At 60.3% G+C, this 26,951-nt stretch carries 22 protein-coding genes, 2 pseudogenes and 2 riboswitches; of the genes and pseudogenes, 13 read left to right on the top strand and 11 right to left on the bottom strand.

Annotated features, from left to right (window positions below; translation table 11 throughout):
* Positions 1-38: 38 nt before the first annotated feature.
* Both AC0V6U_RS10865 and AC0V6U_RS10860 read left to right on the top strand, forming a co-directional pair.
* A complete protein-coding gene (locus AC0V6U_RS10865; protein ID WP_472643188.1) occupies positions 39-1,010 on the top strand; it encodes an SDR family NAD(P)-dependent oxidoreductase in 972 nt (323 codons plus the stop codon).
* On the top strand, positions 1,007-2,707 hold the full coding sequence (locus AC0V6U_RS10860) for a solute:sodium symporter family transporter (protein WP_472643187.1): 1,701 nt from the start codon (positions 1,007-1,009) through the stop codon (positions 2,705-2,707). Before AC0V6U_RS10865 ends, AC0V6U_RS10860 begins: the two co-directional genes overlap by 4 nt.
* Here AC0V6U_RS10860 and AC0V6U_RS10855 read toward each other — a convergent pair.
* From AC0V6U_RS10855 to AC0V6U_RS10835, 5 genes are read right to left on the bottom strand one after another with little or no spacing between them, the layout of a single operon-like run.
* Complete coding sequence (locus tag AC0V6U_RS10855) at positions 2,704-3,429, bottom strand: TauD/TfdA family dioxygenase (protein WP_486169464.1); 726 nt, start codon at positions 3,427-3,429, stop codon at positions 2,704-2,706. The genes AC0V6U_RS10860 and AC0V6U_RS10855 overlap by 4 nt on opposite strands.
* On the bottom strand, positions 3,365-3,622 hold the full coding sequence (locus tag AC0V6U_RS10850) for a hypothetical protein (RefSeq protein WP_472643185.1): 258 nt from the start codon (positions 3,620-3,622) through the stop codon (positions 3,365-3,367). The genes AC0V6U_RS10855 and AC0V6U_RS10850 overlap by 65 nt, the downstream gene beginning before the upstream one ends.
* A gap of 8 nt (positions 3,623-3,630) precedes the next feature.
* Positions 3,631-4,584 (bottom strand): aldo/keto reductase, encoded by a 954-nt coding sequence (locus AC0V6U_RS10845; RefSeq protein WP_472643184.1) that lies wholly within the window; start codon positions 4,582-4,584, stop codon positions 3,631-3,633.
* 3 nt (positions 4,585-4,587) lie between these two features.
* Positions 4,588-5,667, bottom strand: coding sequence for a Gfo/Idh/MocA family protein (locus AC0V6U_RS10840; RefSeq protein WP_472643183.1), 1,080 nt, complete (start codon positions 5,665-5,667; stop codon positions 4,588-4,590).
* Positions 5,668-5,706: 39 nt separating this feature from the next.
* Complete coding sequence (locus tag AC0V6U_RS10835; protein ID WP_472643182.1) at positions 5,707-7,611, bottom strand: beta-galactosidase; 1,905 nt, start codon at positions 7,609-7,611, stop codon at positions 5,707-5,709.
* A 154-nt stretch (positions 7,612-7,765) separates the two neighbouring features.
* On the opposite strand from AC0V6U_RS10835, the gene AC0V6U_RS10830 reads away from it, so the two are divergent.
* The 10 genes and pseudogenes from AC0V6U_RS10830 (at position 7,766) to gcvPB (ending at position 19,839) form a co-directional block, all read left to right on the top strand.
* Complete coding sequence (locus tag AC0V6U_RS10830; protein WP_472643181.1) at positions 7,766-8,752, top strand: ArsR/SmtB family transcription factor; 987 nt, start codon at positions 7,766-7,768, stop codon at positions 8,750-8,752.
* A gap of 17 nt (positions 8,753-8,769) precedes the next feature.
* A complete protein-coding gene (gene metF / locus AC0V6U_RS10825) occupies positions 8,770-9,678 on the top strand; it encodes a methylenetetrahydrofolate reductase [NAD(P)H] (RefSeq protein WP_472645753.1) in 909 nt (302 codons plus the stop codon).
* Complete coding sequence (locus tag AC0V6U_RS10820; protein WP_472643180.1) at positions 9,675-10,745, top strand: homocysteine S-methyltransferase family protein; 1,071 nt, start codon at positions 9,675-9,677, stop codon at positions 10,743-10,745. Before metF ends, AC0V6U_RS10820 begins: the two co-directional genes overlap by 4 nt.
* Positions 10,745-13,388 (top strand): annotated as a pseudogene (gene metH, locus AC0V6U_RS10815) (methionine synthase). The gene AC0V6U_RS10820 and the pseudogene metH overlap by 1 nt, the downstream one beginning before the upstream one ends.
* Positions 13,389-13,419: 31 nt before the next feature.
* Positions 13,420-14,631: a serine hydrolase domain-containing protein gene (locus AC0V6U_RS10810; protein WP_472643179.1), complete on the top strand. Its 1,212-nt coding sequence runs from the start codon at positions 13,420-13,422 to the stop codon at positions 14,629-14,631.
* A gap of 99 nt (positions 14,632-14,730) precedes the next feature.
* Positions 14,731-14,840, top strand: a riboswitch (glycine riboswitch).
* 2 nt (positions 14,841-14,842) lie between these two features.
* Positions 14,843-14,948: riboswitch (glycine riboswitch) on the top strand.
* A 92-nt stretch (positions 14,949-15,040) separates the two neighbouring features.
* Complete coding sequence (gene gcvT, locus AC0V6U_RS10805) at positions 15,041-16,165, top strand: glycine cleavage system aminomethyltransferase GcvT (protein WP_472643178.1); 1,125 nt, start codon at positions 15,041-15,043, stop codon at positions 16,163-16,165.
* A 5-nt stretch (positions 16,166-16,170) separates the two neighbouring features.
* A complete protein-coding gene (gene gcvH / locus AC0V6U_RS10800; RefSeq protein WP_472643177.1) occupies positions 16,171-16,542 on the top strand; it encodes a glycine cleavage system protein GcvH in 372 nt (123 codons plus the stop codon).
* A complete protein-coding gene (locus AC0V6U_RS10795) occupies positions 16,539-16,901 on the top strand; it encodes a hypothetical protein (protein ID WP_486169463.1) in 363 nt (120 codons plus the stop codon). Before gcvH ends, AC0V6U_RS10795 begins: the two co-directional genes overlap by 4 nt.
* Positions 16,902-16,906: 5 nt before the next feature.
* Positions 16,907-18,271, top strand: a complete 1,365-nt coding sequence (gcvPA, locus tag AC0V6U_RS10790; protein ID WP_472643175.1) for an aminomethyl-transferring glycine dehydrogenase subunit GcvPA — start codon at positions 16,907-16,909, stop codon at positions 18,269-18,271.
* Positions 18,268-19,839 carry an aminomethyl-transferring glycine dehydrogenase subunit GcvPB gene (gene gcvPB / locus AC0V6U_RS10785; RefSeq protein WP_472643174.1) on the top strand — a complete coding sequence of 524 codons (1,572 nt, stop codon included), beginning with the start codon at positions 18,268-18,270 and terminating at the stop codon, positions 19,837-19,839. Before gcvPA ends, gcvPB begins: the two co-directional genes overlap by 4 nt.
* Here the strand turns inward: gcvPB and AC0V6U_RS10780 are convergent.
* Together AC0V6U_RS10780 and AC0V6U_RS10775 are read right to left on the bottom strand one after the other, a co-directional pair.
* Positions 19,831-21,138, bottom strand: coding sequence for a lipopolysaccharide biosynthesis protein (locus AC0V6U_RS10780; protein ID WP_472643173.1), 1,308 nt, complete (start codon positions 21,136-21,138; stop codon positions 19,831-19,833). The genes gcvPB and AC0V6U_RS10780 overlap by 9 nt on opposite strands.
* A gap of 18 nt (positions 21,139-21,156) precedes the next feature.
* Positions 21,157-21,897, bottom strand: a complete 741-nt coding sequence (locus AC0V6U_RS10775; protein WP_472643172.1) for an NTP transferase domain-containing protein — start codon at positions 21,895-21,897, stop codon at positions 21,157-21,159.
* A gap of 157 nt (positions 21,898-22,054) precedes the next feature.
* Here AC0V6U_RS10775 and AC0V6U_RS10770 point away from each other — a divergent pair, with 157 nt between their 5' ends.
* The gene (locus tag AC0V6U_RS10770; protein WP_472643171.1) at positions 22,055-22,792 is read left to right on the top strand and encodes an Nmad3 family putative nucleotide modification protein; all 738 of its coding nucleotides are present in this window, start codon (positions 22,055-22,057) and stop codon (positions 22,790-22,792) included.
* Here AC0V6U_RS10770 and mmsB read toward each other — a convergent pair.
* The 4 genes and pseudogenes from mmsB to AC0V6U_RS10750 all read right to left on the bottom strand — a co-directional run bounded on the left by mmsB (position 22,767) and on the right by AC0V6U_RS10750 (position 26,923).
* A complete protein-coding gene (gene mmsB, locus AC0V6U_RS10765) occupies positions 22,767-23,648 on the bottom strand; it encodes a 3-hydroxyisobutyrate dehydrogenase (protein ID WP_472643170.1) in 882 nt (293 codons plus the stop codon). The two genes, AC0V6U_RS10770 and mmsB, sit on opposite strands and share 26 nt — an antisense overlap.
* A 128-nt stretch (positions 23,649-23,776) precedes the next feature.
* Positions 23,777-24,571 carry an enoyl-CoA hydratase-related protein gene (locus AC0V6U_RS10760; RefSeq protein ID WP_472643169.1) on the bottom strand — a complete coding sequence of 265 codons (795 nt, stop codon included), beginning with the start codon at positions 24,569-24,571 and terminating at the stop codon, positions 23,777-23,779.
* A gap of 102 nt (positions 24,572-24,673) precedes the next feature.
* Positions 24,674-25,749 (bottom strand): annotated as a pseudogene (locus AC0V6U_RS10755) (enoyl-CoA hydratase/isomerase family protein).
* Positions 25,750-25,777: 28 nt separating this feature from the next.
* Positions 25,778-26,923, bottom strand: a complete 1,146-nt coding sequence (locus AC0V6U_RS10750; RefSeq protein ID WP_472643168.1) for an acyl-CoA dehydrogenase family protein — start codon at positions 26,921-26,923, stop codon at positions 25,778-25,780.
* Positions 26,924-26,951: the final 28 nt, after the last annotated feature.

Genomic DNA, 26,951 nt, shown 5'->3' with positions numbered 1-26,951 from the left:
GATTTGACCGTTGCGGGCTGCCTGATAGGGTCGTCAGCATGGATGGCCCTCCGCAAATGTGCCCTGAAAAGCGCGTGCTTGTCTTGGGCGCGAGCGGGACGATTGGCCGCGCGGTCGTGGCCGCCCTGTTGTCCGATGGGCATGAAGTGGTCGCGGCCCTGCGGCGCTCACCAGTGGCAGACGCTATCGTTCAAGAGCTCCAGCAAGCAGGCGCCGAGTGCCGCTTTGGCGACGTCACTGACCCTGCATCGATTGAGCGCGACCTTTTCCAAGGCGGTCCGTTCGATGCAGTCATCTCATGCCTCGCCTCTCGCAGCGGCACGGCGAAGGATGCCGAGGCCATTGACTATGGGGCCAATGCAAATGCCCTTGCGGCGGCGAAGGCTGCTGGCACGCGGCATTTCATCTTGCTGTCGGCCATCTGCGTGCAAAAGCCGCTGCTCGCATTTCAGCGCGCGAAGCTGAAGTTCGAGGCGGAGCTTGCCGCGTCGGGCCTCACCTATTCAATCGTTCGTCCAACCGCCTTCTTCAAGTCCCTTTCTGGGCAAGTCAAAGGCTTACAAAACGGCAAGCCATTCATGGTGTTCGGCAATGGTGAGCTGACCCGCTGCAAGCCGATCAGTGACGCGGACCTTGCGCGCTTTATCGCCGATTGCATCTCAGACACTGAGCGGCACAATCGTATTCTGCCAATTGGCGGGCCGGGCCCCGCAATTGGCCCGCTCGACCAAGCCGCCATGCTGAGCGACTTGCTCAGGCGTGAGGTTAAGGTGCGGCGGGTGCCGGTTGGCATGATGAGCGTGTTTGCAAGCCTTTTTGGCCTTGGCGAGCGGTGGTCGAGCTGGTGCGCAGAGAAAGCCGAATACGCCCGGATCGCGCGCTATTATGCGACGGAAAGCATGCTGGTGCTCGACGAGGAAACGGGCCAATATGATCCCGATATGACCCCTGAATTCGGCGAAGATACTTTGCGCGATCACTATGCCCAATTGCTGGAAACCGCCGAGTGAGCTCTGGAAATCTGCTCTTCACCGCGCTCAGCTGCGTGTTCTTTATGGCGCTGGTCGGCTGGATCAGCTGGCTGAAAACACGCGGGACGGCTGATACCAAAGACGGCTATTTCCTTGCAGGACGCGGGCTCGGCGCGACCTTTATCGCAGGCTCCCTGCTGCTCACCAACCTTTCCGCAGAGCAGCTGATCGGGCTGAATGGTTCCGCCTATGGCTACAACATGTCGAGCATGGGCTGGGAGGTAACGGCGGCCGTCGCGACGATTGCGATGGCGCTCATATTCCTGCCGATATATCTCGCGGGCGCCTTCACGACCCTGCCGCAATTCTTAAACGACCGCTTCGATCCAGTGGTCCGCCGCATGTCGGTGGTGCTGTTTATGCTCGGATACGGCCTGGTGACGATCCCTAGCGTTCTCTATTCCGGCTCGGTCGCGGTGCTGTTGTTGTTCGATATGCCCACACTCACTGGCCTCGCATACTTCCCGGCATTGGTGATGACGGTGATTGCGATCGGCGTTACTGGCGCGGTCTATGCAATATTTGGAGGGCTGCGCGCGGTCGCGATTTCCGATACGCTCAATGGCGTGGGCTTGCTCATCATCGGAGTGCTGGTGCCGGTGTTTGGTCTGATCGCGCTGGGAGGAGGCAGCTTTGGCGATGGCCTGACCCAGATCACCACGCAAAATCCGGAGAAACTGAACGCGATTGGCGCAGCGGATGATCCAACGCCGTTCGGCACGATCTTCACCGGTATGATCTTCGCCAACCTGTTTTACTGGTGCACCAATCAATATGTGATCCAGCGCACGCTGGGCGCGCAAAGCCTCGCCGAAGGGCAAAAGGGCGTGCTCTTTTCTGGCTTCTTCAAGATCCTGGTGCCATTCATGATGATGATCCCTGGCGTCATCGCGTTCCACCTTTATGGCCCCGGACTGGGCACGATTGACGAGGCCTATCCGCGGCTGATCCGCGACGTCTTGCCGGTCTATCTGTCTGGCTTCTTCCTTGCGGTGCTGCTGGGCGCGGTGTTCAGTTCTTTCAATTCGCTGCTCAATTCCGCCGCGACCCTGTTTGCCTTGGACGTCTATGCGCCCGCGCGTGGCGGGGAAGCGAGCGATGCAGAATTGGTGCGGGTCGCCAAGATCGCCAGCCTGGTGATCGCGCTGTTCTCTTTCGTGGTCGCGCCGCTGCTCTATTTCTCACCAGAGGGGCTGTGGCAGATCATCCGGGTCTTCACTGGTTTCTACAACATCCCGACCGTGGTGATCGTGATCGTCGGTCTGTTCACATCACGGGTGCCCGCGATGGGTGCGAAGCTGGTGATCATCTTCCATGTGGTCACCTACGGTCTCATCCGCTTCGTGTTTGATGATGTGATCACGCTGCATTTCATCCATCTCTATGCGGTGCTGTTCTGGATCGAGGTGGGCATCATGCTGGCCTGCGGCTGGCTGCGTCCGCGCGCAGAGGCGTGGCAATTCACCCGCAAAGAACAGGTCGATATGACGCCGTGGCGCTTTGCCAAGCCGCTGGCGGTGACGCTGTTCAGCTGCGTCGTGGCGACCTACCTGCTGTTCTCGCCGCTGGGGCTGGCGTCGATCGCGGGGCCGGGCGCGGTTTTCGGATTGCTGATCAGCGCTTTGGTGATCGCGAACCTTGGCGTGTGGGGAATGGCTGCGCGGCGAACCGCTTAGGCGATCAGCGAGGCCAGCACCCGGCGCTTGCCCGCGAATGGCCGCCGACCATGCATCACTTGGTAGTTGTCGAGCAAAGCCACATCGCCCGCCTGCCACACCAGATCATGGGTCAGCTCATCCGCAATACGGATCGCATCGGCCATGTCTTCCGGAGTGATCGGTTCTCCGCCGCCAAAGGTAATTGCGCGGTTGGGATCATTGCGGCTGTCAGCCCAGCCTCTGAACGCGGCGATCAGCTGGTTGAAGAAGCTGGTGCCGTCACCAGCGAGTTCGCGCACCGCAGGCAGAGCCGCCGTGGTGACGCGCAGGCTTTCATCCTCCAGCCATTCCCATGAATAGCCGAGCTCTGACAGCCGCGCCTCTGCGCCCGCCTGGTCGGCCACGCTCAAAGTGCTGCGCCAGCTGCGCCCTTGGCCAGAGTCAGCATCGTCGCGGCCCGGCATGACATTGGTGTAGCGCACGCCCTCGGCCTCGACGCGCGCGACGAATTCCGGATTGGCGGCGCGTAATTGATCGAGCACCCAGTCGGACCGGCACAGCGGCGTCGCCCCACCGCTCTGCGCCGCAATTTCGCAATAGAAGAACAGCTTTGCTGGATAGAGCGGGGTTTGAGCCATTTCGTGATGCAGGAAAATCTCGGTCTCTGGCGGGGCTTCATTGGCTGTGAAGACGCGCGGCGTCACATTGGTGCGCACTGCATTGGAGAGCGAGATCCTCATAGGTGAAGCCAGCCTCACCGTAGGCCTCAATCGCCGCATCGAAAGCGAGAGGATCTGGCACATCAAACCCCCGAAACAGCAGCGCGCCAGCATGGTCCAGCGCCGCATCGACCGCCGGCTTATTCGCGCCGATGAACGCGCTAAGATCGCCGCCGCCGGTGATGATCGCTGGGAATTCGGGGGTCTCACTCATCGCGCCGCTCAATCGTAAATCGGGTGGAAGGTGCCGAACGCGGCCTCTGCGAACATGCCCGGATCATTGAACCGGCGATCCTGATTGAGCGCGCTGATCGCGGCCATCTCAACTTGGCTCAGTTCAAAATCATCAATGCTCAGATTCTCGCGCATCCGCTCTGGCTTGGTTGTCTTTGGGATCACCGCCGTGCCGCGTTGCACGGCCCAGCGCAGCACCACTTGCGCCGCCGTTTTGCCATGTGCCTGAGCCGCCACCATGACAGGAGCAGAGCCGAGAACGCTTTCTTCCTTTTGTGCCATGTCGAGCTCGAAATAGCTTTGCGCGCCCAGCGGGGAAAAAGCGGTGACAGGAATGCCGTAAGCGCCCGCGCAGCGGATCAGCTTTTCCTGCGTCAGGAACGGATGCGATTCCACTTGCAGCATCGCTGGTGCGATCCGGGCATAGCTCATCAAATCATGGATCAGGCCCGTGTTGTAATTGCAAACGCCGATCTGCTTCACGAGACCTTTATCGACCAGAGCCTCCATCGCTGCCCAAGTCGCGTGCAGCGGAACCTTGGCGAGTTTCATGCCAGAGTTTGCGGCGGGATCATGCACCCATTCGGGCGGATAGCGGGTTTCAATCGGCACATATTCCAGCGCAATCGGGAAATGGATCAGATAGAGATCGAGCTGCTCGACGCCGAGGTCATCCTGCGACTTGCGGCAGGCCTCCTCGACATGTTCGGGCGCGTGGAATGTGTTCCACAGTTTTGAGGTGATCCACAGCTCATCGCGAGTCACCAGACCTTCAGAGATCGCCTGCGCGATGCCTTGGCCGGTTTCGATTTCATTGCCGTAATCCGCCGCGCTGTCGAAATGACGGTAGCCTGCGCGGATCGCCTCCAGGACGGTTGCGGCCGTGTCTTCGCGCGGGATTTTCCAAAGGCCAAAACCGATTGGGGGCATGATTTGCGGCATAGTCTAACCTTCGTCTGAGAAATTGAGTTCGACCGGCTGGCCGGTGGCGATGCTTTGCTGGGCTGCGGCGCCGATGACAACCGAGCGATAGCCATCGCGGGCCGTGATCAGCGGTTCGCCGCCGCTCACCAGAGCCGCATGAAAATCGCGCAGCTGATAATAGGTCGCCCCGTGATGATCACCAGCGGCGAGGGCATCGGCAGGGGTGTCGACAGTCTCGCGGTGCGGACCAGACTTGTCGCGCGGAGACCAGATCACTTGGCTACGCGGCAGCTTCACTTCCATCTTGCCGATGGGTCCGACCGCGCTGATTTCTTCCTGCTGCTCAGACCCTTCGGCGAACATGCACAGGTCCAGCACGGCGCGCGCGCCGCCTGCGAAATCCACCATGACAAAGGCATTGTCGATAATGTCTGGCGTCTCGCCGCCATATGTCTCATCGAGGTGGTTTACGTCCTGAGCGCCGCTGGCAAACACGCGCACGGGTTCATCGCGAAGGATGTGCCGCATTAGGTCGAAGAAGTGACAGCATTTCTCCACCAAAGTGCCGCCGGTGTTGCGGTTGAAACGGTTCCAATCGCCGACTTTTTCGAGGAAGGGAAAGCGGTGCTCGCGAATAGCCAGCATTTTGATATCGCCTGCTTCGCCAGAATGAACCCGCTCAATAAAGCGGGTGACCGGCGGCATATAGCGATATTCGAGGCCAACCCAGAAAAGCCCCTCGTAGTCGCGTTCGGCTTTGGCCAGCGCCTCCGCATCATCGACGCTGGTGCACATCGGCTTTTCCAGCAGCACTGCGCAGCCCGCGTCCATGACCGGCGCAACGACGTCGGAATGCGTGAAATTGGGCGATGCGATGATGACGGCATCGGGCTGCGCCTCGCGCAGCATGGCGGCGTTGTCATCATAGCAGGTAATGGTTTGGCCAAGCTTGCTCGCCAGAGCCTCGGCGCCGCTGCGTGATTCGGCATCGGGATCGGCAATTGCGACCAGCTCCGCGCCGGAAACCAGCGCGAGGTTTTGCATATGCTCGCGGCCCATCATGCCGCATCCGATGATCGCGTATCTGCGTGCGGTGCTCATGGCTGGCTCATGTCTGCACGGCGTCGGAATGGCAAGTCATCATGCGCGGCGAGCGATCGCATAGCCTGCGGGCGCAATCTCTTCGCCGGTTTCGGGCCAGACGACTGGCGTGCTGGAATAGTTGAACGCGAAGATGTGCGAGGCGCTGCGCCGGGTGCGCAAACCTTCGGGCAGGGCTGTAAGCGCAACACCGGCTTCGCTGGCCATGCGCGCGACCAGCTGATCGAGTAAAGCGCGATCAGGCCAGATGGAGACATAGCGGCGGCCACCTTGCTTGTAGACCACGCCGCAGCCATCAGCGTCGGCAAATTCAGGCTCTAAATCACTGGCAATATCCTCGCGCCAGCGCGTGATATTAAAGCCTTGACCTGGCTCGCTCACACCATCGCGGATGCTTTCGGTGCGTGTGACTTTGAGCGCGAACAGCTCCTGCAATGTGCCGGGCGCTAGATTGCCAGGAATGCAGAAGCTGCCCGTTTTGCTGCCGGAGCGGGGCCCGATCAGAACGGGGCACTCAAGCACCGCCAGCTTCTCCTCGAAGCCATCGGGCACAATCGGCAGGGTTGGGATGACGACCATTTGGTAATCCGTCAGGTCTGCGGCGGGCGAGACGATATCCACGTCCAAACCAGCGCGGCGCAGCGCGGAATAATGCTCGTACACCAGCTCCAGATAGCGGAAGCTCTTTCCTTGCGGCTGAATACCGCACACCCATGCCGCCTCGTAAGAGAACACCAGAGCGACAGGCGCCTGCGTGGTCTCTTGCGGGCCAATCTCCGCAATCACGCGCGCGGCCTCTCGCACTTCGTCGGCTGCTGGAGCTTCTTCGCTGTCGGGCCTCAGCAGGCCAGCGTGCATTTGCTCCTGTGCAAATGGGGCCTGCCGCCATCGGAAATAGCTGGTGAATTCTGCCCCATGCGCCATCGCCTCCAGCGTCCATAGCACCACCATTCCGGGCAGCGGCGCGGGGTTGAAACGCGCCCAGTTCACCGGGCCAGGTTGCTGCTCCATCACGCCCCAGCGCCCGCCGGTGCAGCCGCGATACAGATCGTGGTGAAAGGCGGCGATATCGGGATGGCCTTGACGCAGGAAGTCTCGCTTTTCGCCTTCGCTGAACCAGAATTGCTCTAGGAAACCAAGCGGGTAAGAATCCCACGTTGCGACGTCCAGATCCTGGCTGATGTCGTAGTGATCGAACTCGGTGAAGAACCCCATGAAATTGTGCGTGATGTCGCGGTTCGGCGTAGCGGCGCGCAGGATTTCGGTTTGCTCAAGGTTGAAGCTGGCGACCTCGTCTGATGCAAACCGGCGGTAGTCGAGCCAATGCGCTGGGTTTGCCTCGGTTACGGTAAGGTGCGGCGGATCGACCTCAGCAAAGGTGCGATATTCCATGCTCCAGAACACATTGCCCCACGCGGCATTCAGCGCATCGACATCGCAATAGCGCGCGGCGAGCCATTCGCGGAAACGCTCAGCGGCGGCCTTTGAGTAGCTCAAAACCGTGTCGTGGCAGCCATATTCATTGTCGGTTTGCCACATGGTTACAGCGGGATGTGCGCCATAGCGCTCTGCCATGGCTGCGGTGATCCGGCGGCTCTCGGCGCGGTATCCCATGTGTGAGAAGCAGTAATGTCGCCGCGAGCCAAAGCCGCGCGCACGGCCCTGCTCATCAATCGCGACCATGTCTGGCATTTGATCGACTAGCCATTTGGGCGGCGTCGCGGTTGGCGTGCCAAGGATGATTTTGAGGCCCGCGTCGGCGAGCGTCTCAATCGCCCGGTCTAGCCAATCCCACTCAAACTTGCCCGGTTGCGGTTCAATCCGGCTCCAGGCAAATTCGCCAATCCGCACCAGCGACAGGCCCATTTCGGCCATGCGCCGGGCATCATCGGCCCAGATATCCTCGGGCCAATGTTCAGGATAATAGCAGCAACCCAGCTTCATTTTGCGCGTCCTTTGACGTTTTCGAACGCGGGGTTTCGCGCCCGGCGGATCAGAATGCAAGTCCGCGCGTTGTTACTGCGAGAAGCTAAGGGCTAACTCCTATGGCCTTGGTGCATTTACAGATATAAAAATATCTTTATATGTCGTCCTCACGATGAATATCGACACAATCTTCCGCGCGCTGGCCGACCCCACTCGGCTGCGCATTATGCGCCTGCTTTCGGCGATGGAATTGGCCGTGGGCGAACTTGCGCAAGTGCTCGGACAGAGCCAGCCGCGCGTCTCTCGCCATGTGGGAATTTTGTGCGATGCGGGCCTGGCAGAGCGCCGGCGCGAGGGCAGCTGGGTATTCCTGCGGATGCAGGGCGGGGCCGAGCAAGCCTCTCCCGTGGTTGAGGCGGTTGCTCGCTTGCTCGCCATTGCCGAGGTGGAAGATCAGGACTTTGGCCAGGCGTGCGCTGAGGATATGCGCAAGCTGGCTGCGATCCGGACCGCCCGCGAAGAGGCCGCCGAGGGTTACTTTGCGCGCCATGCCGGCGAATGGGATGAGCTGCGCCGCTTGCACAGTTCAGACAGCGAGGTCGAGAAGGCTTTGACCCGCGCTTTGGGCGAAGCGCCGCTCGGCACGCTGCTCGATATCGGCACGGGAACAGGCCGCATGGCGGAATTGTTCGCAGGTAGCGCCGAGCGGATTGTAGCGCTGGATAAGAGTCTCGAGATGCTGCGGATCGCGCGGGCTAAGCTGCAACATCTGCCAACCGAGCAAATCGAACTGGTGCAGGGCGATCTCGGCGATCTGCCCCTTGCCGCCGCGAGCTTTGATACGATTGTGATCCACCAAGTGCTTCATTTCGTACAAGACCCTGCGCTTGCACTGCTCGAGGCGGCGCGGGTCACGCGGCCCGGCGGGCGCATCGCGATCGTCGATTTCGCTGCGCATAATCACGAAGAATTGCGCGATCGCCATGCCCACGCACGCCTCGGCTTTTCAGATGCGCAATTGCGCGATTTGCTGTTTGATGCAGGCTTTGAACCCGAAGCGCCGCAAGCGCTCGATGGTGAGCAGCTGACCGTAAAAATCTGGCTCGGCGAACGCCGCAGCAACCCTCTCTCAACCCCCGCTAAGGAACGCACAGCGTGAGCCCGACCCTCGATCAAATGCATGAAGCGCGCACGGCTTTGGATACGCCGCTTTTCTCCGGATTGCCCGGCGACATTGATATCAGCTTTGAATTCTTCCCGCCCAAATCGGAGAAGATGGCAGAGACCTTGTGGAGCAGTGTCGACACGCTCTCACCGCTGGGGCCGCGCTTTGTCTCGGTGACTTATGGTGCCGGTGGATCGACGCGAGAGCGGACCCATGAGCAAGTGGTGCGAATCCAGAACGAAGCGAATATTCCAGCTGCTGCGCACCTGACCTGCGTCAACGCGACCCGTGAAGAGGTCGATGCGGTGGCGCGGCATTATTGGGAAAGCGGCATCCGCCATATCGTTGCCTTGCGCGGAGACCCACCTGAGGATGCGGGCGGATACACGCCGCATCCCGGTGGATACGCCAATGCTGTCGAGCTGATCGCGGGTCTAAAGAAGGTCGCCGATTTTGAGATATCCGTTGCGGCCTATCCAGAGGTTCACCCGGATTCCCCGGATGCGCAGGCCGATATCGACAATCTGAAAGCGAAGTTTGAGGCCGGGGCAACCCGCGCCATCACTCAGTTCTTCTTCGAGCCAGAATGCTTCTTCCGCTTCCGCGACAAGGCGGCGGCGGCCGGGATCAATGGCGAGATTGTACCCGGCATCATGCCGGTGATGAGCTTTGCTGCGGTCCAGCGGATGTCCGGCATGTGCGGCACGGCGATACCGGGCTGGATGGAGGGCCTGTTTGACGGATTGGACGAACGCCCCGCGGCGCGCCAGCTGGTCTCAGCAACGATTGCCGCGGAGCTGTGCCGCAAGCTCTATGCCGGCGGTGTGCGCCAGTTCCATTTTTACACGCTCAACCGTGCAGAGCTCAGCTACGCGATTTGCCACATGCTCGGCAAACGTCCGGTGGGAGAAGCGGCATGACCCATTCGGCAAGCTCAGGGCAGGGCTCGCGGGAAGCGCTGCTGGCGGAAGCTGCAAAGCGCGTGCTGATCTTCGACGGCGCGTTCGGGACGCAAATCCAGGAGCGCAAGCTGACTGAAGAGGACTATGCTGGTGAGCTGGGGCTGAAGGCCGATCAAAAGGGCAATAACGATATTCTCGCCCTGACCCGGCCCGATGTGATTCAAGACATCACGCGCAGCTATTTGGATTCGGGATCGGACGTGATCTCCACCAACACATTCTCAGCCAACCGGATTAGCCAAGCGGATTACGCCGCCGAAGATCAAGTGGCCGCGATCAACATCGCCAGCGGCAAAATCGCCCGCGCATTGGCCGATGAATATGCGGCGAAAGATGGGCGTCCGCGCTTTGTTGCAGGCGCGATTGGCCCGACCAATAAGACTCTGTCGCTCAGCCCCGATGTCGAAGACCCTGGCTTTCGCGAAATCGACTTTGATGAGCTGACCGCCGTCTACAAGGAACAGGCGTCTGCTCTGATCGACGGCGGCTGCGATTTCATCCTGATCGAAACCGTGTTCGATACGCTGAATGCCAAGGCGGGCATCATGGCGGTAAAGCAGCTGGAGAGCGATCTGGGCCGCGAAGTCCCGGTGATGATCTCGATGACGCTCACCGATCTTTCTGGTCGCAATCTGTCAGGCCATACGGTCGAGGCATTTTGGTATGCGGTGCGCCACGCCAATCCGATCACCATCGGCCTCAATTGCAGCTTTGGCGCGGATCAGCTGCGCCCGCATGTTCAGGTTCTCTCAGGCATCGCAGACACTTTGCTGATGGCCTATCCCAATGCGGGCCTGCCCAATGAGCTGGGCGAATATGACGAAATGCCGGAGACCACGGCTGGCCTGGTCAAGCAATGGGCCGAACACGGCCAGGCGAATATTCTGGGCGGTTGCTGCGGCTCTTCACCTGAGCATATTCAGGCGATTGCCGATGCGGTTGCGGGCCTCGCCCCGCGCCAAGTGCCCACGCCCGAAACGGCCATGCGCCTTGCTGGTCTCGAACCCTTCACGGTGGCCGCCTGATGAACCAGCAGAATTCGACAGCGCGCTTCATCAATGTTGGTGAGCGCACCAATGTGACCGGCAGCGCCCGGTTCAAGAAACTCATCATGGCGGATGACTATGCCGCTGCCGTTGAAGTTGCGCGCCAGCAGGTGGAAAACGGCGCTCAGGTGATCGACGTCAATATGGACGAGGGGCTGCTCGATGCGGTTCACGCCATGACGACATTCCTTAAACTGATCGCGGCAGAGCCTGATATCGCCCGCGTCCCAGTGATGATCGACAGTTCCAAATGGGAGGTGATCGAGGCTGGTCTGAAATGCGTCTCTGGCAAACCGATCGTGAACTCAATTTCGATGAAGGAAGGCGAAGAGCCGTTCCTGGAGCAAGCGCGCAAATGCATGGCTTACGGCGCGGCTGTGGTGGTGATGGCGTTTGACGAGACGGGACAGGCGGACACCAAGGCGCGCAAGGTTGAGATTTGCAGCCGCGCTTACGAGCTACTCACCGGCATCGGCTTTCCGCCGGAAGATATCATCTTTGATCCCAACGTCTTTGCGGTCGCCACGGGAATCGAAGAGCATGATCGCTATGGCCTCGACTTCATTGAGGCCGTGCGCGAGATCAAGGCGGCGTGCCCGCATGTGAAGACCAGCGGCGGGCTGTCCAACCTCTCCTTCAGCTTTCGCGGGAATGAGACAGTGCGCCGCGCGATGCACTCCGTCTTCCTCTATCACGCTATCCCTGCGGGGCTCGACATGGCGATCGTGAATGCCGGGCAATTGGATGTCTATGACACGATTGACCCCGTGCTGCGCGATGCGTGCGAGGATGTGATCCTGATGCGCGCCGTGGATGGGGAAGACAGCGCGACCGAGCGGCTGATCAACCTGGCCGAAAGCTTCAAAGGTAAATCAAAAGAAGATGATAAGCAGGCGGCGGAATGGCGCGGCTGGGAAGTTCGCAAGCGGCTGGAGCATGCGTTGGTCAAAGGGATCGATGCGCATATCGTCGATGACACCGAAGAAATGCGCGAGCAAACCGCGAACGCTGGTGGCCGCCCGATCGAAGTGATCGAAGGCCCGCTGATGGACGGCATGAATGTCGTCGGCGATCTGTTTGGCAGCGGCAAAATGTTCCTGCCGCAAGTGGTGAAATCCGCCCGCGTAATGAAAAAGGCCGTCGCCCATCTTATCCCGTTTATCGAGGCGGAGAAAGACCTGCTGCCGGAGGCTGAGCGTAAGGCCAAAGGCAAGATCATCATGGCGACCGTAAAGGGCGACGTGCACGATATCGGCAAAAACATCGTCGGCGTTGTGCTGCAATGCAATGGCTATGAGGTGATCGACCTTGGCGTGATGGTGCCGTGGCCGAAGATCCTCGAAACGGCGAACGACAACAATGTCGATATGATCGGCCTGTCCGGCCTGATCACCCCCTCGCTTGATGAGATGGTGACCGTGGCCGAAGAAATGCAGCGCGCGGAGATGACGATGCCGCTGCTGATCGGCGGGGCGACAACTAGTAAGGTTCACACCGCGCTGAAGATCGATCCAGCCTACGAAGGCCCGGTGATCCATGTGCTCGATGCGAGCCGCGCGGTTGGCGTGGCGTCGAGAACTGCTGTCTGACACCCAGCGCGACGGCTTTGTCGGCGACACCGCCGGTGAATACACCAAGGTTCGCGAAGCGCGGGCGGGCAAAACGCCGAGCGTGCTGCTGTCCCTCGAGGATGCGCGGGCCAATTATTACGACGCCTACCTGAGCGATAAGCCTGCCCCGCCGCTCAATCCCGGCGTGCATGTCTTTGACGATTGGGATCTGGCGGATCTCAGGCAATATATCGATTGGACGCCGTTCTTCCGCGCTTGGGAGCTGCACGGCAATTATCCTGCGATCCTGACGGATGACGTGGTGGGCGAAACCGCTAGCCAGCTGTTCGACGATGCCAACGCCATGCTCGACCAGATCATTGCGGAAAAATGGCTGACCGCGCGCGGCGTTGCGGGTTTTTGGCCCTGCGCACGCGACGGCGATGATGTGACGATCCACCGCGTCCGGCGCGAGGAGCATGTGACCCTGTCCTTCCTGCGCCAGCAGGTGAAGAAATCGCGCGACCGGGCCAATATGTGCCTTGCGGACTTTATCGATCCCGATGGCGATTGGATCGGCGGCTTTGCGGTCGGCATTCACGGGATTGAGCCGCATTCGGCCCGCTTCCAGGCGGATAAGGATGACTATTCCGATATCTTGCTGAAAGCGCTGGCTGACCGATTTGCCGAGGCCTTTGCTGAGCGGCTGCACCTGCACACGCGCACCGATCTGTGGGGCTATGCGCCGGGCGAGCAACTGACCAATGAAGCGCTGATCAAAGAGCAATATCGCGGCATTCGCCCGGCACCGGGCTATCCCGCGTGTCCGGACCACTCGCTTAAGCCGATCCTGTTTGAGCTGCTCGAAGCAGAGAAGAATGTCGGCTTGGAGCTAACCGAGAGTTTTGCGATGTACCCGACGGCGGCGGTCTCTGGCTTCTACTTCGGGCACCCGGAATCGCAATATTTCGGCGTTGCGCGGGTTGGGCGCGATCAGTTGGAGGATTATGCAGCGCGGCGCGGGGTTGATATCGCGACCGCAGAGCGCTGGCTGCGTCCTAATTTGGATTGATTGTGCTGGGTTTAGCGGCAATGCTCGGGCCATGTATGCTCGATTGCTTGCTCCGCTGATCCTTGCCCTGCCGATGACATCGGCCTGCGCGACTATACCGGACATCGACGCCGGTCCGCGGCCCGCGACGGTGGTGGTGGCGTTCGACCGAGAGACGATCACGCCGCTGATTGTCGAGGGCGTGCGCAATCGGGAGCGGGGTGAGGCGGTCGAAGCCAATGACCCGGTGCGCATCGCCAGCATTTCAAAGCTGATCATGGCGCTGGCAACCCTGCGGTTGGTTGATGAGGGCAAGGTCGATCTGGATGCGGATGTGTCGGACTATTTGGGCTGGCAAGTTCGCTCGCCCAATTTCCCCGATGCCAAGGTGACTTTGGCGCAATTGCTGTCCCACCGATCCGGCCTGCGCGACAATGCGGGCTATGTGATCCCGCTCGGCGAAAGCCTGGAGGCGAAATTGGCTGAGCCAGAGGCGTGGTATGCCGACAGCCCGCCCGGAGAGGCTCCGTTTGAATACGCTAACCTTGGCTCGCCTGTTGTGGCGACCGTGCTCGAGGCCGCCACAGGTGAGCGATATGACCGCATTGTGGAGCGCACGGTGTTTGCTCCCTTGAATGTCAAAGCGTGCCTGAATTGGGTGGGCTGCGATGACGAAATGACCTCCCGCGCGGTCACGCTCTATCGCGACACGGGCGAGGTGGCCCGCGATGAGCCAAGCGATCTGCCGCCCAATTGCACTGTTCCCATTGCGGAGGGCACCGCATGCGACCTTGCGAGCTACGTTCCGGGCACCAATGCCTCGATCTTCTCGCCCCAAGGCGGCGTGCGGATCGGCATGATGGATCTGGCGAAGATCGGGCAGGAATTGACCAAACGCCATACCGACAGTTTCCTGTCATTTGACTCACTTGGCATGTTTATTTTTTCGATGATGCATAAACCTGAGCCAGGACAGGAGTTCTTTTGTGTTTACGGACTTGGCGTTCAAATGATTGAGGCCCCCCAAGAAACGTGTTCCGATGGGCTCTTCGATGACGGTTTGTCGCGCATTGGCCATGCAGGTGAAGCCTATGGTCTTCGTTCAGGGCTGTGGCTCGACGCAGTCGGTGGCACGGGAATAGCTTACTTCACCACCGCCGTTCCACCGCGCCAAGGGGCCGAAGACGAGGGCGGGTTCTCACAGCGCGAAAAAGACCTGATGAAGCGCGCTCAGGCGCTGCTCGCGGAGCAAACCTCCAACTGATCGCACGATTGTTTCGCGTTTTCCCGGATAATGCTTGGCGGAGATTGACGCACCCCTTCGCATGCGCAACATGACGGATGCCCGTCAGAAGTGATTCTGGCATCTTTCGCGGGAGAGATTTGGCCGATTTGCCCTCCAAGGCATTCGGACAAGGCGCCGAAGGAGCAACCGCCCCGGAAACTCTCAGGCAAACGGACCGCGCTGGAATGGGCACTCTGGAAAGCGCTCTTGCGAGCTTTCGCAAGGCCACCGAAGGGGAAGGCTCGCCGCGCCGCAAGGCTAGGCTGAGCTAAGCTCTCAGGTTTCCCGACAGAGGGGGCAGGATGAAACGGCGCTTCAATAGTGGAGCGTCGCACGCCTGTGCGGGGACTGATATTGAGCGACGATCAAATCACTGATGATATGGAAGATGGCGCGCCGGCTGACCGCGCAGCTGCCGCTGGATGCCTGGCACCGGGCACGCGGCGCGCGCATGGTGCCGTTCGCAGGCTATGAAATGCCGATCCAATATACGGGTGAGGGCGGCGGTATCGTCGCAGAGCACGAATGGACGCGGACCAGCGCCGGTTTGTTCGATGTGAGCCACATGGGGCAGGTCCTATTGTCAGGCGAAGGGCTCGACGAGGCCGTCGAAGCAATCTTGCCGATCGATCTTTCAACGTTAACACTCGGGCGTCAGCGCTATTCTCTGCTGCTCGATGAAAATGGCGGCGTGCTCGATGATCTGATGGTCTCGCGCTGGCCGGGTAATCTATACCTAGTGGTGAATGGCGCGACCAAATGGGATGACATCGGCCATCTGCGCGAACATCTACCCGATGCAATTACGCTGCACCACATGGACGAGCATGCTCTGCTCGCGCTGCAAGGACCCAAGGCTGTCGATGCGCTCGCGCGTCATGCGACGGGCGAATATGCTCTGTCCGATCTGACCTTCATGCGCTTTGGCCGGTTCGAGATTGCAGGGCATTTGGTGACGATTGCCCGTGCTGGCTACACTGGCGAGGACGGGTTTGAAATCTCGATTCCCGCAGAGGCGGCAGAAGAGATCGCGACCCTGCTGTGCGCGGAGCCAGAGGTTCGCCCGATTGGCCTCGGTGCGCGCGATAGCCTTCGTTTGGAAGCGGGCCTGCCGCTTTACGGTCATGATCTATCGCCGGAAATCAGCCCGATCGAAGCAGGGCTGATCTTTGGAATTAACAAGCGCCGTCGCAGCGAAGGCGGCTTTCTGGGCGCAGAGCGCGTCCAGAGCGAAATCGCGAATGGCCCTGCGAAAACGCGTATCGGCCTGAAAGTCGATGGCCGCTTGCCCGCACGCGAAGGGGCCAAGGTCTTTGCCGCTGACAAGGAAATCGGCGTTGTCACCAGTGGCGGTTTCTCGCCCACGCTTGGGGCTCCAATTGCTATGGCCTATGTCGATCCCGCCCATGCCGGCGAGGGCCAGGCACTAGAGATCGAAGTGCGCTCCAAGCGCCTCTCCGCCACCGTTTCACCTATGCCATTTGTACCCCATAATTATTACCGAGGGAGCTGATCACAATGCCGCGTTACTTCACCGATGAACATGAATGGATTGATGTCGAAGGCGAAACCGCCACGGTTGGCATCACCGATTATGCGCAGGAGCAATTGGGCGATATCGTGTTCGTCGAACTGCCCGATGTCGGCGCAATGGTCGACAAAGGCGGCGAGGCCGCTGTGGTCGAAAGTGTCAAGGCGGCAAGCGATGTCTACGCGCCGATCACTGGCGAAGTGACCGAGACCAATTCAGGCCTCGAAGATGAACCCGCATTGGTCAACACCTCGCCCGAGGAAGAGGGCTGGTTTTTCCGCCTGACCATCAGCGACACCGGCGAGCTTGAGGGCTTGATGGATGACAAAGCGTACAAGGCGTTTGTCGATAATCTGTGATGATGGGTATGCTTTTTCTTGCGGCTACGGCTTTGCTTCACCCAGCTCCGACTGAAGTTGCGTTCGGGGAGCTTGCTGAACGTGCTGAAGAGCTGGATGGACAAGAAATTGTCATCGAAGGCTACATTACAAAATGTGGTGAGACGAAATGCGTCTTGCGCATGAAAAAAGAAGGCCATGGCAATCGCTACTTGGCGATGTCGCAGAAATCACCGGCTTACAGGGACATCCTCGCGAATGCGCCGGGCAAGATCCGTGTGACGGCGCGCCTTGATGCAACCTGCATAATCAACCCCTGCATTGGCTCTGCAACCAACACCTTGTTGGTCTCAAATGTCGAGCGCCTGGAAGAAAGTTGAACTCAATGCGTTACCTGCCTCTCACCGACACTGATCGCGCCGATATGCTGGCGAAAATTGGTGCAAATTTGATTGATGATCTGTTCGTCGATGTGCCCGCCGTGGCGCAGCTTGATGGCCCGATCCGCGAGCTGCCGATGCATGCCTCCGAAATGGCGGTTGAGCGGCATATGAAAGCGCGCGCGAACAAGAACTTGGCCGCTGGCGATGCGCCATTCTTCCTGGGCGCAGGGGCGTATCGCCATCATGTTCCCGCCAGCGTCGATACGGTGATCCAGCGCGGCGAGTTCCTGACCGCGTACACGCCGTATCAGCCTGAGATTGCTCAAGGCACGCTGCAAATGCTGTTCGAATTTCAGAGCCAGGTCGCGCGGCTCTATGGCTGCGCGGTTGCCAACGCCTCCATGTATGACGGCTCGACGGCATGCTGGGAAGCGGTGGCCATGGCTGGCCGGGTCACCCGCCGCCACCGCGCGGTGTTATCCGGCGCGCTGCACCCGCATTACAGCCAAGTGGTTAAAACCATGGCGCAGTTTACCGGCGACACCATCGCCGATGCGATGCCTGCCATTCAAACCGAGCCAGACAATGCTGGCCTGATCAGCCGGATCGATGACGACACTGCCTGCGTTGTTGTGCAATATCCCGATATTCTTGGCCGCATCCCGGACCTCACCGAACTGGCCGACGCTGCGCACGCAAAGGGCGCTTTGCTGGTGGTGGTGAACACAGAGCCAGTGGCGCTGGGCGCGATCAAATCGCCGGGTGAAATGGGCGCGGATATCGTTGTGGGTGAAGGCCAGTCGATCGGCGTAGGCTTGCAATTCGGCGGACCATATCTCGGCCTGTTCGCCGTGCGCGATCCCAAGCATGTGCGGCAAATGCCAGGCCGGCTGTGCGGTGAGACCACAGATGCAGAGGGCAAGCGCGGTTTCGTACTGACGCTTTCCACGCGCGAGCAGCACATTCGCCGGGAAAAGGCGACCTCGAACATCTGCACCAATTCCGGCCTATGTGCGCTGGCGTTCAATGTTCACATGACCTTGCTCGGCGAAAAGGGCCTGCGCGAACTGGCGGCGGAGAACCACCGCTTGGCCTGCATTGCGGCGGACCGGCTGGAGAAAATCGCCGGTGTGAGCCTGCTCAACAGCGCTTTCTTCAACGAATTCACCCTGCAGCTCGGCGGCAATCCAGCGCGTGACGTTGTGCGCAGTCTGGCTGATCGCGGCGTTCTGGGCGGTGTTTCACTCGACCGGCTCTATCCCGGCGTTGCGGGGCTGGAGGATGCTCTGCTGGTTGCCGTTACCGAGACGACGACCGAGGAAGACATCGAAACACTGGCGAAAGAGCTGGAAGGAGTGCTGTCATGAACGCGCCCAATAAATCTGGCTGGAAGCCTGACATGCAAGTGAGCGAAGACGGCCTGCACAATGGCCCATCGACCACGACCGGCAACCGTGCTTTGATGCTCGAAGAGCCGCTGATCTTTGAGATTGGCCACGCGGAGACGACCGGCGTCGATCTGCCAGAGATTGATCCCGACGCGCCCAACCGGCTCGGCGGGTTTGAGCGGAGTGAGCCGATTGGCCTCGTTGGTCTGACGGAGCCAGAGACGGTTCGCCATTACACCCGGCTTAGCCGCCAAAATTACGGCATCGATCTGGGCTTTTTCCCGCTCGGCAGCTGCACGATGAAACACAATCCGCGCCTCAACGAGAAAGTCGCGCGGCTCCCCGGCTTTGCCGATATTCACCCGCTTGCGCCGCAACAATCGGTACAAGGTGCGCTGCAAGTGATCCACGAGCTGGGCGATTGGCTGATGAAGCTGACCGGCATGCCCGGCGTCGCGATGAGCCCGAAAGCGGGCGCGCATGGCGAGCTGTGCGGTATTCTGGCGATCCGCGCTGCGCACACCGCACGCGGCGATGCGCGGCAAGTCGTGCTGGTGCCGGAAAGCGCGCATGGCACCAACCCAGCGACCGCGGCCTTTGCGGGCTACAAGGTGGAGGATATTCCCGCCACCCCAGAGGGGCGCGTGGATCTGGAAGCGATCAAAGCCCGGCTCGCGCCCGATGTGGCGGCGGTGATGATCACCAATCCCAACACCTGCGGATTGTTCGAAAAGGACTTCCGCGAGATTGCCGATGCGGTCCATGCCGTGGGCGGATATGTCTATTGCGACGGCGCGAACTTCAACGCGATTGTCGGCCGGGTTCGCCCGGGCGATCTTGGCGTGGATGCGATGCACATCAACTTGCATAAGACATTCTCCACCCCGCATGGCGGCGGTGGTCCCGGCTCTGGCCCGGTGGTCTTTTCCGAGGCGCTTAAGGACTTTGCCCCGTTGCCGGTGGTGCGCAAAACCGCCGACGACAGCTATGAGCTGGTTGAAGAAGAAGGCCGCAAGCATCGCGGGCAGAGCTTTGGCCGGATGACGGCATTCCACGGCCAGATGGGCATGTTCACCCGCGCGCTCACCTATATGCTGAGTCACGGCGCCGACGGCCTCAAACAAGTCTCCGAAGACGCGGTGCTCAATGCAAATTACGTGCTGCGCAGCCTAGAAGACATCCTGCACGCGCCGTTCGCAGACAGCGGGCCGTGCATGCACGAGGCGCTGTTTGGCGACAAAGACTTTGGCGGCGGTCTCTCAACGCTCGATCTGGCGAAAGCGCTGATCGACGAGGGCTATCACCCGATGACCGTGTACTTCCCACTGGTGGTGCATGGCGCGATGCTGGTCGAGCCGACTGAGACGGAAAGCAAGGCGAGCATTGATCAGTTCATCACCGCGTTCCGCAGTGTGACAGAGCGAGCGCTCGCCGGTGATGAGACGATGAAACAAGCGCCATATTATGCGCCGCGCCGCAGGCTGGATGAGACGCAGGCCGCGCGCAAGCCGAAGCTGGCGTGGCAGGATCCTGAGCCCTCAGCTTAAGCGGTAGAGTCTAAAGGGCGGGGCGATCGGGCTTTTAAGCTCCGCCTCGCCATCGGGCGCGACGGCAATTTTGATCTCGCGCAGGTTCAGCACCACCACGAAGAAGCCAAGTACGGCGAGCGAGCTTGATCCGAGCATGGCAAAGGCTGCGCCTTTCGCGCCATCCCATTCGATCGCTGTGCTGAGCAGGAGCAGAGCGAGGATCGTCGGCACCGCGCGTACGAAAAATGCGGTGTGCGCCTTACCAGCGGAAACCAGCAGCGATTCCAGACTGGCCCCGACCAGCTCCACCGCGCCCGCGATGGATAGGATCACCATCGCCCAGTAAAAGCCGGAGAAATCATCCTCCGCGATGGTCGCGAGGCCCCAGCGTCCAAACAGCAGCGCCATGCCCACCGCCAGCCCGCCTGCGACAACCGCGATATTGGCCATGCGCCGCGCAATTTCGACTGCGTTTTCCTTGTCGTGCACCAGCTCTGGCAGGATCGCTTTCGATATGGTTTGCGCCAATGTGACCAGCGCCTGTCCTAACTGAGCCGCGACCCGGAAGCCGCCTGCCAGCGCCGCTCCGCCGAATGTGCCGACCAGCAGGATGATCACCTGCTTGCCCGCAATCGTGAGGCTGCCCGACATGTTGGTCGACCAGACAAAGCGCCATGCATCGCGGTGCTTGTTCGGAATATTGGTCAGGCTGACTTGCGACAGATCAATCGGCTCCTTGCGGGTGGCGACGATCCATAGGGTGACCGCCACGGCGACTTCTGCCGCCGCCCAGGCCATAATGAACCCAGCAACATTGGGCATGAACATCCAGGCAAGCACCGCGCCCGCCGCGCGGATCGCAGGCTGGACTGCCTCTGCGCCGGTTGCTGTGGCAAACTTGAACCTCAGCCGCAGCAAACCAGTGGGCGTGGTGCGGATCGACAGCAGCGAGACGATGCAATAGCCGAAGGTGAGCCACAGCAGTTCGCTCGGCAGCGGTAGCCACATTTGCGCCGTCCACACCACAAAGGCCGCGATCACCGCGCCCATCACCACCGACAGCAGATCAAGCGCGATGGCAAAGCCGGTTGCCTCTCCCGGGCCATCGCCGTTTGCGCCCCAGCGGATGATGAATTGCCAGGTTTGAAAATTTGCGAGGCCCGTAACGGTCTGGCCCAAAGCAACAATGATCGCAAAATGGCCGAAGCTCTCAATCCCCAGCGTGTGCGTCGCGAGGTAGAGATAGAGCAGGCTCATCGCTGCGTTGAAGCCGCGCCCTCCGAGGAGCCAACCAATATTTTTGAAGAGGCGCGTCATGGCGGCGTGTCCGTATGCTTAGCCGCGTTTGCCTTCGGTCTTGGCCAACAGCCGCTCGGTCACTTCAAAGGTCCGCTCATTATCGACGTCGATGGCATATTGCCCCTTCGACAGCACGATCGGCACCATTTTTAGCCCAAACCGGCGAGAGATTTGCGCGAACAATTTCTCTTTCGAGCCCCAGCCCATGCGGAACCGGATCAGGTTCATAAACCCGAACGCCTTGATGATGCGGCGCGGGAATTTCACAAATTGCCCGCCCTCGCGCATGATCTCTGCGGCTTTCAGTGCCTCAGCGCTGCCCATCCAATACATATTGCAATTGGAATAGCCGCCGTCCAGGAATTGGTAGAACTTCGATTGGCCTTCCGGATCGGCGGCCTGCACGTCTTCCTTGCGCGCTAGCCCAGCGGCGGCGCCAGCGTTTTCGGCCAAGGCCTTGTCGATGAATTCGCCATAACCTTCGGGCGTGACTAGGCAATTGTCAGCGGTGGTGATGAGCATGGGAAACTCCACGCCCTCTGCGCCTGAAAATACGCTGTCGACGATGTTGAACTTGCCTTCTGCAAAGCTCAGGCGTCCTTCTTCGAGCAGTTTTGCCACCACGGGCTGAGCGGCGATTTCGTCCGGCTCATGCGCGACGATGCGAATTTTTCCGACCCGGTCACACGCGGCGACCTGTTCGACCACGCGCGCGACCATCGGGGTGCCATTGACCGGGACAACGCATTTCTGCGCGACACCAGCGCGCTGAGCCAAGGGGTCGAGAACGCCGGAGCGTTTGCCTAGCCATGATGAGAGCTGTTGCTTTGATTGATCCGTCCATGCCCGCGCCTTTAGCGCTAATCGTGGGTACGCGCAAAGTGGTGTGCGATGAGTGTTGTGCAACACCCGTTTGCGCGCCATGGATCAGCGCATGCGAATTATCTTCTCTCGCAAAGGGTTTGACAGCGCGGCAGGCGGCGGAGCGTCTCCGATAATGGACGGCCGCCCGATCAGCCTCCCGATCCCAGCGGGCGCGGCCAGCCAAACGCGCTATGGCGATTTGGGGTTGGGGGATCTGGTATTTGCGGCGAGCAAGGGGAAGCTGGGCGCAGACGATCTGTGCCATCACGACCCAATGTTTCGGGAGGATGGCACATGCTGGTTCGGCCAATGCGGCGCGGCGCAAACCCATCTGGAGCGGCAGGGCGTTGGCCTGGGCGATGTATTCGTGTTCTTCGGGCTGTTTCGTGAGGAGCACGGAGACGGCACGCGCGGCGATCCACACCACCGGATTTTCGGATATTTGCGCGCTGAGGAGATGGTGGCGCTGACCGAAAGTGTCCCAAGCGAGCTGGCGCAAGAGGGGCATCCCCATGCGCTCGCGCTGCATGGTTCCAACGATGTGATCTGGCGCGGGGAAGGGCGCACCGCAAACCATGCGAGCGAGGCGCTGCGGCTGACGCTCCCCGGCGCTTCGCCGAGCGTTTGGCGCAGGCCGGATTGGCTAAGGCGCGGCGGGCTATCCTATCATGATCGGCCAGAACGCTGGGCCAAGCGTGGCCAATTGCAAAGCGTTGCGCGCGGCCAAGAATTCGTCGCCGATATCGGCCGCAGGCATGCCCCGCGCGAATGGCTGGAGCGGATTATCGCTGAGATAAATAGGTCTTGATGATGGCGGAGAAGTCCCTACCGCCGTTGCCCGCGCCGTCGAAGTCCTCATAAAGCGCGGCCGCGCGCGAGCCCATAGGAACGGCGCTATCCGAAGTGTCCGCCGCATCCATTGCAAGGCGCAAATCCTTCAACATCAATGCCGTGGCAAAGCCGCCTTCATAATCATTGTCAGACGGGCTTTGCGGGCCGACGCCGGGAACCGGGCAATAGCTGGTCATCGACCAGTTTTGGCCCGATGAAACCGAGGAGATATCGTAGAAAGTTTGCGGGTCTAACCCAAGCTTTTCAGCCATCGCAAAGGCTTCGCATGTGCCCGCCATATGCACCGCGAGCAGCATGTTGTTGCAGATCTTCGCCGCTTGGCCATTGCCGGCATCGCCTGCGTGGATCACCGCTTTACCCATCGCAGAAAGGACCGGTTCGGCGCGGTCAAACGCGGCCTTCGTGCCGCCGACCATGAAGGTCAGCGTACCGCCATTCGCCGCAGCAATCCCGCCGGATACTGGCGCATCGACCATGTCATAACCGGCCTCCGTGGCGAGTCCGATCACTTCGCGAGCGGTGGCAACATCGATAGTCGAACAATCGAGGAAGACGGCGCCAGCGGGCGCTGTGCCGATGACATCTGCGGTGAAAACCGATTTCACGATGGCGCCATTGGGCAGCATGGAAACAACCGCCTCGGCGCCGGTGCAGGCTTCAGATGCGCTAGTAAAGGTCGCGCAGCCCGCGTCCTTTGCAGCGGCCAAAGCGGCTTCGCTGAGGTCAAAAGCCCGCACATCATGGCCCGCCTTCACCAGGTTCGCGGCCATCCCGCCGCCCATATTGCCAAGGCCGATAAATGCGATTTTCATCTTACAATACTCCGTTCGTCATCGCGAGCGGCGTAGCCGCGCGGCGATCCATGAACCGGACAATGGCGGACCCGTCCCTCCATGGATTGCTTCGTCACTGCGTTCCTCGCAATGACAATATGTGAGGCTTACCGCCCCTTCCAAGTACCCTCACGCTTCTCGATAAACGCCGCCATGCCCTCGGCCTTGTCCTCGCTCGCGGTGAGGATCTGGAAGATCCGGCGTTCCACAATCAAGCCCTGATCCAGCGTCATTTCAAACGCGCTGTTCACCATTTCCTTATTCGCGATCGCGGCCATTGGCGGCATGCTTGCGATGGTGCTCGCGGATTTCAGCGCGTCGGCCAATAGGTCCGCTTGCGGCACGACCCGCACGATCAGGTTTGCACGCTCCGCCTCTTCCGCGCTCATCATTCGGCCGGTCAGGCACATTTCCATGCTCTTTGACTTGCCGATGGCGCGGGTGAGGCGCTGCGATCCGCCCATGCCGGGGGCCACGCCGAGCTTAATTTCAGGTTGGCCAAATTTTGCATTGTCGGACGCAATGATGAAGTCTGCCATCATCGCCAGCTCGCACCCGCCGCCCAGCGCGAAACCGTTAACCGCCGCGATCCACGGCTTGCGGGTCTTCTTCACGATCTCAGATGTCCAAGGCGAAAAGAAGTCGTCGAGATAGAAATCAGCCGCCGCCTTGTCCGACATTTCTTTGATGTCCGCACCAGCGGCAAAGGCTTTCTCGCCAGAACCGGTCAGAACTGCGCACAGCTGACTGTCATCGGCCTGATAGGCGGCGAAAGCATGGATCAGCTCGTCCAGCACTCTGGAGTTGAGCGCGTTCAGTGCCTTCGGGCGGTTGAGCGTCATCAAAGTGACGCCTTTGTTACCCTGCGCGTTGGTTTCGACGGTTAAGGTCTCGTAAGTCACAATCAATCTATCCTATCTCGTCATGCTGAACTCGTTTCAGCATAACCCTGTCAGCTATTCCCCATGCTTGTTATCCTGAAACAAGTTCAGGATGACGCGTACTTATTGAAGCGGCTGCCACTCCTCATCAGCTTCAGCAGCGGAGCAAAGATGCTCTCGATCAATTCGTCTGACACGCCCTCTGGCGTTGCCGGATCCCATTTGGGATCATTGGTTTTGTCGGTGATGACCGCGCGAACGCCCTCGGCAAAGTCGGGCCGGGTCAGCACGCGCGATGCGATGCGATATTCCATCCGCATATTGTCGGCAAAATCGGCCAGGCCTGCGCTGTCCGCCAATTGCCGCAGCGCCACTTTGCAGGTCTGCGGGCTCTTGGTGCCGAGAGTATCGCGCTCTTTCGCGGCCCAATCCGCGCCGCCATTCTCATCAGTCTCGATCGCAGCCTCCAGGCTGGCGAGGATCTCTTCATAGCTGTCGCTGGCGAAATGCTTGGCAATGCGCAGGGCGTTCTTCTCAATCCGCGCATCCGGCGGCGTGCCCACGGGTTCGGACAGAATGCCCGCGATCCGTCCGGGCCGCTCAATGATGCGCGCCTTCAGGTCTTCGAGCATGTCGCTCGGCACGTAGTGAGTTGCTAGCCCGGTCCACACGCATTCTGCCCCGTCGAGCCGCGCGCCGGTAAGCGCGAGGAACTGGCCGATCCGACCGCCGAGCCGCGAGAGATACCATCCGCCGCCAACATCAGGGAACAATCCGATTCCCGTTTCCGGCATGGCAAAGCGGGTGTTCTCCGTCGCCACGCGGAATTTCGCAGGCTGAGAAATACCGACCCCGCCGCCCATTGTGATCCCGTCCATGAAGGCCACAATCGGCTTTGCATAGGTGAACATCTGATGGTTGAGCTGGTATTCGTCGTGAAAGAACTTGCGGCCTGACGCGCCGCCATCATTCAGCGCAGAATCCCGCAGGAAGGCAATATCACCGCCCGCGCAAAACCCGCGCGTGCCCTCAACGTGGTCGAGGATGATGGCCTCAACCGCGTTATCATTGGCCCACTCGGTGAGAGCGGCGCTGATCGCGTGGCACATCTCCAGCGTCAGCGCGTGCAGCGCCTTGGGCCGGTTCAGCGAAATATGGCCGACAGCGCCGGTTTTGCGGGTGAGGACGTCTTGAGTCATTAGCAACTTTCTAAACGCGAAATTGGATTTATTGGCGCAGCAGATCGCGGCCCACGATCATGCGCATCACTTGATTGGTGCCTTCGAGGATCGAATGCACGCGCAGATCGCGCCAGAACCGCTCAATCGGGTAATCCTTGAGATAGCCGTAGCCGCCGAACAATTGCAGCGCATCGTTCACGACCTTGCTGCCGTTGTCGGTCGCCAGCCGTTTGGCCATCGCTGAAAAGCGTGACTTGTCCGGCGCATTGTCGGTGACCTTGGCTGCTGCGAGATAGAGCAGCGCGCGCGCCGCCTCCAGATCGGTGGCCATGTCGGCCAGCATGAACTGCGTATTTTGAAAGTCAGCAATCGGTGTATCGAATTGCTTGCGATCCTTGGTGTAGGCAATCGCCTCGTCGAGACAGCGCTGCGCCCCGCCAAGCGAACAGGCACCGATATTCAGGCGTCCGCCATCGAGCCCCATCATCGCAAAGCGGAAGCCTTCGCCTTCGTCGCCGACCCGGTTGGCTACGGGCACGCGCGCGTCTTCGAAGACGACTTGCGCGGTAGGGGAAGCGTTCCAGCCGAGCTTCTTCTCAGGCGCGCCGAACGAAACGCCCGGCGTGTCCTTGTCGATGACCAGGCAGGTGATGCCTTTGGTCTTGTGCTCTCCCGTGCGCACCATGGTGACATAGATATCGTTGACACCGCCGCCAGAAATGAACTGCTTCGTGCCGTTGAGGACGTAGTGGTCGCCGTCCAGCACAGCATTGGTTTTGAGGCCCGCCGCGTCCGACCCGCTGCCCGGCTCTGTCAGGCAATAGCTGGCAATCTTGTCCATCGTGACGAGGTCAGGGAGATAGCGCTCCTTGATCTCCGCCCCGCCGAACTGGTCAATCATCCAGGCGGCCATATTGTGGATCGAGATAAACGCGCTGGTGGTGGGGCAGCCGTAAGACATCGCCTCCATGATCAGCGCCGCCTCAAGTCGACCAAGCCCGATGCCGCCGCTTTCCTCAGAGACATAGATCGCGCCAAAGCCCAGCTCTGCCGTGCTCTTGATCACGTCTTTAGGGAAGTGATGTTTCTCGTCCCATTCGCCGGCAAATGGCGTGATGTTATCGGCGGTGAAACGCTGCGCCATTTCTTGGATGGCGAGCTGATCTTCGGTGAGTTGAAATTGTCCAGTCATGGGTCATCTCCTACCCCGCTTGTGGGCG

This window comes from Erythrobacter sp. W36 (assembly GCF_057364935.1).
The sequence above is the reverse complement of the archived record's forward strand: the minus strand, read 5'-3'. Positions and strand labels throughout refer to the sequence as shown.